The 267-nt window shown below is 41.6% G+C and carries 1 protein-coding gene; it reads right to left on the bottom strand.

The window, feature by feature from the left end; all coding sequences use genetic code 11:
• On the bottom strand, positions 1–267 hold a 267-nt coding region (locus NE668_RS09815), incomplete at both ends, for a type 2 periplasmic-binding domain-containing protein (protein WP_256196786.1).

Below are 267 nucleotides of genomic sequence, written 5' to 3'. Positions count from 1 at the left end.
CCAGCATTAAGATGGGATATTTCAACAGTTGGGAGAAAGTCAGAGTTTCTCCTTTTAGTTTTTGGAAAGTATTTCCGGCGATAAACACGTCTCTGAATTTTTTGATGCGCATAACGGAAGTTGTTGTTCCGAGGTGATTGTTCGGAAAGTTTACAACAGTAAGATCTACAAGTCCGTTTCGCAGAAGCTCGGCACATTTCATGGACGTTTGGTTGATTACTTTGATATGCGCGCCGGGAAATGCTTTATGAAAGCGCTCTAAGTAAG

Source organism: Veillonella parvula (genome assembly GCF_024461875.1).
Classification (GTDB): Bacteria; Bacillota; Negativicutes; order Veillonellales; family Veillonellaceae; genus Veillonella; species Veillonella parvula_I.
The sequence above is the reverse complement of the archived record's forward strand: the minus strand, read 5'-3'. Positions and strand labels throughout refer to the sequence as shown.